3 protein-coding genes are annotated in these 2938 nt (G+C 64.3%); all 3 read left to right on the top strand.

Going from position 1 to position 2938, the window contains the following annotated elements:
- Positions 1-447 (top strand): DUF3000 family protein (locus tag B3C64_RS04810; protein WP_291534110.1); only part of this gene is annotated, 447 nt, incomplete at its 5' end.
- 19 nt (positions 448-466) lie between these two features.
- Positions 467-1759, top strand: coding sequence for an HRDC domain-containing protein (locus tag B3C64_RS04815; RefSeq protein WP_291534112.1), 1293 nt, complete (start codon positions 467-469; stop codon positions 1757-1759).
- 55 nt (positions 1760-1814) lie between these two features.
- Positions 1815-2938, top strand: a 1124-nt coding sequence (gene tig, locus B3C64_RS04820; protein WP_291534113.1) for a trigger factor, incomplete at its 3' end; no start/stop codon positions are given.

Consider the following 2938-nt stretch of genomic DNA (forward strand, 5'->3'; position numbering starts at 1 on the left):
GTCGCATACCGCGAGATTCCCGTGCCCGCGGACATGGCCAGCTTCGGCATCGGCGTCGAGCTGATGCGCGTCGACGACGCCGGAGACGCCCTGGCCGCCTTCGGATGGATCATGGTGCTGTACTCGCGCGAATATCGTGAGGACTGGCGTTCGCGTTGGCGCTGCGTGGCGTTCGCCTCGATGCCGGCGCCCGATGCCGATGGCACGCGCCCGGCTCCCGCGGAATATTGGACGGCAATGGTTGAACGGCTTGATTCCAAGGTCTCCGAGGATATCTCCGGCACGGTCACCATAGCGCAGAACACGGCGTTCGGCGGCGAATCCGACGTTCCTCGGGCAAGTTGCGAATTGCGCGTGTCTTGGACGCCATTAGACTATGCCGATGGAGGTCTTGACGCCGGCTCCCAAGTGGACGCATGGGCGCGGTTCCTCCGGCATATGACATGATCCGAGGAGGAAATTCCCGTTGACTGACGAGCCGAAACTGCAGGCCGAGCCGCGTGAGGGCGTGCCCGACGTGATCGACACTTTGCCGGCTTTTCGTGATTATTGCAGCGCATTGGCGGCCGCGCACGGCTCGTTGGCCGCCGACGCCGAGCGGGCGTCCGGCTTCCGATACGGCCATGAGGATTGGCTGGTGCAGTTCAAACGCGACGGCGCTGGCATCGGTCTGCTGGATCCGCAGGCGCTGGCCGCCGCGGGCGCGGATTGGAACGATTTCAACCGTGCCGTGGGCGACGCGGTCTGGATATTGCACGATTCGCTGCAGGATCTGCCGGGATTCGCGGATCTCGGCATGAAGCCGCAGCGCCTGTTCGACACGGAGATCGCGGCCCGGCTGCTGGGACTGCGCCGCTTCGGGCTCGCCGCCGTCACCGAGCATTTTCTGGGATTGACCCTCGCCAAGGAACATTCCGCGGCGGATTGGTCGTACCGTCCGCTGCCCCGGGACTGGCGCAACTATGCCGCCCTGGACGTCGAATTGCTGATCGAGCTGGAAGACAGGATGCGCGCGGAGCTCAAACGCCAGGGCAAGATCGAGTGGGCCGAAGAGGAATTCCGGCACGCCCTGCACGAGGGGCTCGGCCCCCGCAAGGGGCATCCGGTCCCATGGCTGCACATCTCGCATATCACCGAGATCATGAAGGACGGCCAGGCACTGGCGATCGCCAAGGCGCTGTGGGCCAAACGCGACGAACTGGCCCGCGAATACGACATCGCGCCGTCGCTGCTGCTCGCCGACAGCACCATCATCGAAGTCGCCAAGCGCAAGCCGCACAACGCGGCGCAGTTCCGCGCGGTGCGCTCCATCAACCAGCGCGTGCGCGTGCACTCCGACGCGGCCCAGGAGAAGATGTTCGAACGATACGCGCCGATCCAGCGCAAGATCAAGCCGAGCATGTGGAAGCGGATCATCCAGGGCGCCCTCGCCCTGCCGAAGAGCGAATGGCCGGACCTGGAGGCCGTCAGCTCGCATCACGAGGCGCAGCGGAACGGCGCGCCGCGGTCCATCCGCATCTGGAAGGAACGCTATCCCAACCGTTTCCGCACGCTCAGCAAGGCCCGCAAGGTCGTCACGCAGATCGCGGAGGACACGCGCACCCCGGTCGAAATCATCCTCAAACCGCAGTATCTGCGCAACCTGTGCTGGACGGACGAACCGCAGAAGCGCGACGTCGCGCAATTCCTCAAAGACCAGGGGGCGCGCGACTGGCAGGTGGCGCTGGTTGCAGAGTCCGTGAGTCGCGCTATTATATAGAGGTTGCCTTTAATGGCAGAACTATGAAGAACCGTATTGTTTCAGGAGCGCAAGCGTGAAAATCAGCGTCAGGAATCTTGAGCCTACCAAGGTGAAGCTCACCATCACCGTCGATCCGGAGGAGTTCAACCCGTATCTCGACGAAGCCCGCAAGGAAATCGCCAAGCAGGTCAACGTGCCCGGCTTCCGCAAGGGCCACGTGCCCGGCAAGATCATCGACCAGCGCATCGGCTTCGGCGCCGTCGCCGGCGAGGCCGTGAACAAGGGCGTGCCGGAGCTGTACTCCCAGGCTCTTGAGACCAAGAAGATCCACCCGATGGCCCAGCCGGAGTTCGACGTGCAGGCCGTTCCGGAGTCCGCCAAGGACGACACCAAGCTGAAGTTCACGGCGACCGTCGAGCGTCGCCCCGACATCGAGCTGCCGGAGCTTGACGGCATGGAGCTCGAGGTCGCCAAGGCCGAGGTCACCGATGAGGACGTCAACAAGCGTCTGGAAGCCCTGCGTCAGCGTTTCGGCACCCTCGTGAGCGTCGACCGTCCGGCCGCCAAGGGCGACTACGCCAACATCGACCTGTCCGCCGAGATCGACGGCGAAGTGGTCGACTCCCAGGAAGGCGTGAGCTACGAACTCGGCTCCGCGACCATGCTCGACGGTCTGGACGAGGCCCTTGACGGTCTGTCCGCCGGCGAGGAAACCACGTTCGAAGGCACTCTGGAGGCCGGCGACCACGAAGGCGAAAAGGCCCAGGTCAAGGTCAAGGTCAACTCCGTCAAGGCCGAGGAACTGCCGGAACTCGATGACGACTTCGCTTCCGAAGCCTCCGAGTTCGACACCCTCGACGAACTGAAGGAGGACCTGAAGAAGGCCGCCTCCCAGGACGCCGAAGGCCGTCAGGCCACCGCCGCCCGCGACGCGTTCATCGCCAAGCTCGAAGAGGGCCTGGAGATTCCGGTGCCGAAGGGCGTCAAGGCCGAAATGGTCGAGCAGCAGCTCAAGAACGTGACCGCCGACCCGGCCAAGGCCACCAAGGAGCAGAAGGCCGAAGCCGAAGAGACCGTCGAAAAGGAACTGCGCGACCAGATGGTCCTCGACCAGCTCGCCGAGAAGATGGACGTGAAGGTCTCCCAGGCCGACGTGTTCAACTTCCTCGCCTCCATCGCCCAGCAGTACGGCATGGA

It is taken from the genome of Bifidobacterium sp. UBA6881, assembly GCA_002451435.1.
In the GTDB taxonomy this organism is placed as follows: Bacteria; Actinomycetota; Actinomycetes; order Actinomycetales; family Bifidobacteriaceae; genus Bifidobacterium.